The sequence below is a fragment of the Streptosporangium sp. NPDC004631 genome (assembly GCF_053601935.1).
This window is the reverse complement of record NZ_JBSGCR010000068.1, coordinates 1-4,159: the sequence shown is the minus strand read 5'-3', so window position 1 is coordinate 4,159 and position 4,159 is coordinate 1. Positions and strand designations below refer to the sequence as shown.

5 protein-coding genes and 1 pseudogene are annotated in these 4,159 nt (G+C 65.5%); 1 reads left to right on the top strand and 5 read right to left on the bottom strand.

What is annotated here, in order from left to right; all coding sequences use genetic code 11:
• Positions 1 to 311 precede the first annotated feature (311 nt).
• From ACWEF2_RS31520 to ACWEF2_RS31505, 4 genes and pseudogenes are all read right to left on the bottom strand, one after another.
• On the bottom strand, positions 312 to 500 hold the full coding sequence (locus tag ACWEF2_RS31520) for a hypothetical protein (RefSeq protein WP_453819896.1): 189 nt from the start codon (positions 498 to 500) through the stop codon (positions 312 to 314).
• A gap of 49 nt (positions 501 to 549) precedes the next feature.
• Positions 550 to 870 (bottom strand): annotated as a pseudogene (locus ACWEF2_RS31515) (IS630 family transposase); the annotation flags it as partial.
• 219 nt (positions 871 to 1,089) lie between these two features.
• Complete coding sequence (locus tag ACWEF2_RS31510; RefSeq protein ID WP_453819895.1) at positions 1,090 to 1,296, bottom strand: tyrosine-type recombinase/integrase; 207 nt, start codon at positions 1,294 to 1,296, stop codon at positions 1,090 to 1,092.
• 114 nt (positions 1,297 to 1,410) lie between these two features.
• Entirely contained in the window at positions 1,411 to 2,115 is a 705-nt protein-coding gene (locus ACWEF2_RS31505) for a LysR family substrate-binding domain-containing protein (RefSeq protein ID WP_453819894.1), read from the bottom strand.
• 79 nt (positions 2,116 to 2,194) lie between these two features.
• On the opposite strand from ACWEF2_RS31505, the gene ACWEF2_RS31500 reads away from it, so the two are divergent.
• Positions 2,195 to 2,566, top strand: a complete 372-nt coding sequence (locus ACWEF2_RS31500) for a DUF5997 family protein (RefSeq protein ID WP_453819893.1) — start codon at positions 2,195 to 2,197, stop codon at positions 2,564 to 2,566.
• 302 nt (positions 2,567 to 2,868) lie between these two features.
• On the opposite strand, the gene ACWEF2_RS31495 is transcribed toward ACWEF2_RS31500, so the two are convergent.
• The gene (locus tag ACWEF2_RS31495) at positions 2,869 to 3,981 is read right to left on the bottom strand and encodes an IS30 family transposase (protein WP_453819892.1); all 1,113 of its coding nucleotides are present in this window, start codon (positions 3,979 to 3,981) and stop codon (positions 2,869 to 2,871) included.
• Positions 3,982 to 4,159: the final 178 nt, after the last annotated feature.

Here is a 4,159-nt window from a genome sequence, read left to right as displayed (position 1 = left end):
GATTCTTGGACGGACGCTCCACGCCCGCCCCGCATACCCTGCAGATCACCGAACAGCCGATACTGATCACCATCCAGCCGGGCCGCTGACACCCCCGGCACGCACCAGCGATCACCGTTCCACAAGTGGTCGAAGGTGATCGTCGCCGTGTGACGCGCTCGCTGTGAGTGATGTTGTAGCTACGACAGCCCCCGCCCGCTCGTGTTGTTGGTGGCCTTGGCCATTTTCGGGGGCCTTGTGAGCGTCCCCCTGTGCTCGGGCATGACGAGCATCGGAACGAAAGTCCCGTTACTGAGGTTAAATCTTCGAGGTTAAGTCAGGTTGAAGGGCGGGCCGGTCTCGTTGAAGAAGCCGGTGATGAGGTCGGGCCGGTACCGCATGCGTTTCAGCCGGGTCCTGATGATCGCGTTGAGGGCGTCCAAGCCGGTGAGGTTCAGGTTGCCCAGTCCGTTGCGGAGGTTGGCCCAGATGCCCTCGGCCACCTTTGCGTTCGGGGGCATAGGCGGGCAGCCGGTAGACCGTCAGCCGATCACGGGCGGCGATGTATGACCGCATCGCGGCACTGATATGGGTGTTCAGGTTGTCCCGCACCAGCACGATCGGCGCGCCGAGCTGTTGGTGGGCGGCGTCCAGCAGGCCGGCGTCATCACGTTCGGCGAAGCTGCGGCGCTCACCTTTACGCCCTCGGTGCAGCCGGATCCGGTAGATCAACCGGCTGCGCCGCCGGGGTTTGCAGCAGACCAGGCCGGCGATCGACACTCGGCCCGAGCCGTTGCCCGGCACGGTCACGACCGGGGTATGCTCGCGCCGTGACCAGGTGCGTGCCTTGGGCGGTCTCAAGATCCGGCCGGCCTCGTCCTGGAAGCACACCCACGCGTCCTGAGCCGCCGCCGTCCTTTTATCCGCCGCCACTGCTCGGTCCTCCACCAGGTGATCACCACCTCACGTCGCGCTCCGTCTTTAGCGGTCAATCCACCGTCTTCCGGATACCTCATAATTCCGGCATACCGAACAGATGGTCACTCAACGGTCATAAACCGCCGTCGGTGATCTAACTTCCGGGCTTCAACCTCAGTAACAGGGGGTCGCTCACTGTCCACCGACGGCCTTGGCGAAGACGTCGGCCGCATAGGCCTCCGCCGCCCGGATCACGTGAGCGTAGACGTGCAGGGTGATGGACGGGTCGGCATGGCCGAGACGGGCTGCGACGGCGTGGACGGGGACGTCGGCCAGGAGCAGCGTCGTGGCGTGGATGTGCCGCAGGTCGTGGAGCCAGGCGTGTGGCGAGGAAAGCAGTCCGGCTGGCCGACCTCCTCCTGGTCATGCCCGCAAGCAGAGGCCACCCCTGAGGGTCGGAAAGTGGCCTCGTTCACATCATTGCCAAAGGTGATCGGCGCATTTGTCTGCGGGTCACCGAGACCGGTGGCCCTTCTTTTTACGGCCGGTTGGCACGGCCCGGCGACCGGAGCCGTTCTGTGCGGGTTTTTGTGCCTGCCGCTGTGCCGGTTTCTCCGCGGGGGAGGCGGGGGTACGGCCCCGCGAACTGTTCACCGTCCGGCCGCGGACGATGCCGATGAAATCTTCCACCAGGTCAGTGGTCGCGTCCGTGGGCCAGCTCAGCGCGACCTGAGACTGCGGCGCGTCCGGCACCGGCCGGTAAGTGAGATCCCTGCGGTGGTGGAGGCGTGCCAGCGACAGCGGAACCAGGAGAATCCCAGTGCCGGCCGCTACCAGCTCGACCGCGTCCGCCGTTGTGGCCGGGCGGGTGAACGCGGGCAGCCCGGGCCGGACCGTCCACTCGATGGTGTCGTCCAGAGGATGGAACACCTCGTCGTCGATAAGGTCGGCGATGGCCACCTCGTCGGCGGCGGCCACCGTGTGGTCCTTAGGCACCATGACCACCGTGGTCTCCACGTAGAGAGGAATCACGCTAAGCCCGTCCCGGTCGACCGGCAGCCTGACGAATCCGGCGTCGGCACCGCCATTCCGCAGGAGTCCCACCACCTCGGCGGCGGGAACCGCGACCAGGGTAACCGGCACGCCGGGCATTCTCTCGCTCCAGACGTTGACCCATTTCGCGGGTGTCACCCCGGGCACGTACGCCAGTCGAAACATCCTGCCGGTCTCTCCATCAGTCACTTCCTCAGGGTACCGACGTCAAAGGAACCTGTTCCGGCTGACTACTCTTGACGTCATGACCTCGCCCAAACCGAAGACCACCCAGACAATGAAGCCCGCGACCGCGGCCAAGAAGCTGGGTGTCCCCCTCTCGGCCACTCCCGCCGAGTTCCAGGCGAGTGTCGTCTCCAGGGACGAGCTGAACGAGTTGCAGTCGACGCCACCCGCCTGGCTCGCTGACCTGCGCCGCAACGGCCCGCACACCAAGCAGGTCATCGCCGCGAAGCTCAGGGTCTCCATTGCCGGCCTGCTCAGAGGTGGGATCACCGGACCGCTCACCACCGCTGAGATCGATGCGCTGAAAGCGGAGAACCCGGCGTGGCTGGAGCGCGAGCGGTCCCTCCACGCCGAGACCCGCAAAGAAGCACTCCGCCTCAAGCAACGCTAGACAGCTGAGATCCTGCACGTTTCCCACCTCAGCCGCGTCTCCAGGCTGCCGCCACCGCCCCGCTGAATGACCACCTGGGTGACAACGACCTTGGACGGGGCCCAGTCCGGTTGCGGGTTACGTCCACGGGCGTGGTGGAGTGGTGGACGAGTTGTCACTGACAACCCGAGCTCCGGCGCACTCCACGCCTGTTCCCTTCCAAGCGGATCAGGCTGTCAAGTGTCGTATGAGCCGTCCCAGGGTTCGTAGAAGCCGAGGGTGTCCGGGTAGAGCTCGGCGTGTTCGGTACCTTCGACTTAGATTCAAAGAGTCAAGGCAACGCATTGGGCCGGGGTTCGGTAGCCGAGACACTTGCGGGGGCGGTTGTTGAGTCGGGCGGCCAGGGCGTCGAGGTCGGCTTGGCTGTACAGGCTCAGATCGGTGCCTTTTGGTAGGTATTGCCGGATCAGTTTGTTCGTGTTCTCGTTCGTGCCCCGCTGCCATGGGCTGCGCGGTGCTGCGAAGAAGACGTCGACGCCGGTCGCTTCGGTCAGCAGCCGGTGGCCGGCGAGTTCCATACCGCGGTCCCAGGTCAGAGTGCTGAGCAGGCGAGCATTCATCCGTGAGAACGCCTGCTGCAGGGCGGGGATGACCGTCGTGGTGTGACGGCTGGGTAGCGCGACCATGGTCAGGTAGCGGGACTTGCGGTCGACCAGCGTCGCGACCTGGCTGTTCTTGGCTCCGACGATGAGATCGCCTTCGAGGTGGCCGAGCTCGATTCGGGCGTTGGCTGCGTCAGGCCGTTCCTCGATCGGCCGTGCCCCGGTGATCTGGGAACGCCACTGGCCCTTGACCGTGTTCTTTTTGTTTTTGCGGATGGGACGGCGCGTGCGCAGCTTGGTGCACAGCTCACGCGGGATCACTTTCCACCGGGTCGTGTAGATCGCGCGGTAGATGCTTTCGTGGCTGATCCGCATGAGCGGGCTGCCGGCGTGCATCAGCCGCAGATGTCCCACGATCTGCTCTGGGGACCACTCGTTGTCGAGCAGTTCAATCACCAGCTGGCGCAGCACCGGGTTGTCCTGCAGGGCGGACGGTTTTGGGCGGCGTGCCTGCTCTTGAGCGCGTTGCTCGGCGGCGACCGCACGGTACTTCACCCGGCCGCCGTTGCGGGCGACCTCCCGGCTCACCGTGGATGCCGACCGGCCGATCGACACGGCGATCGAACGTAGTGAGGCTCCAGCTTCGAGGCCGCGAGAGATCGATTCCCGGTCCTCGGCGCTCAAACGGTCGGCCCGGCGCATCCGCTCGGTCGGCGCGATGCCGCCATGGTGCTTCAGCACCGTGAAAACCGACCCTGGGGGTTTGCCCAGTGCCCGGGAGATCACGCTGATGGAGTCACCGGCACGCCACCGCCGCCACAAGTCCTCTTTCATCGCGTCCGACATTCCCGGCCGACCCATCCGAGCCACGATCCACCTGTCCACTTGCAGCGTTGCGTTGATCGTCTGAATCTAAGGCCCTCCATCCGAGGCAGGTGCAACAGCAGGGTGAACCGTGTCGTGCGCTCCACCAGGGTGCCGATCGCCGACCGGCCGGTGCCGATGATGAGAT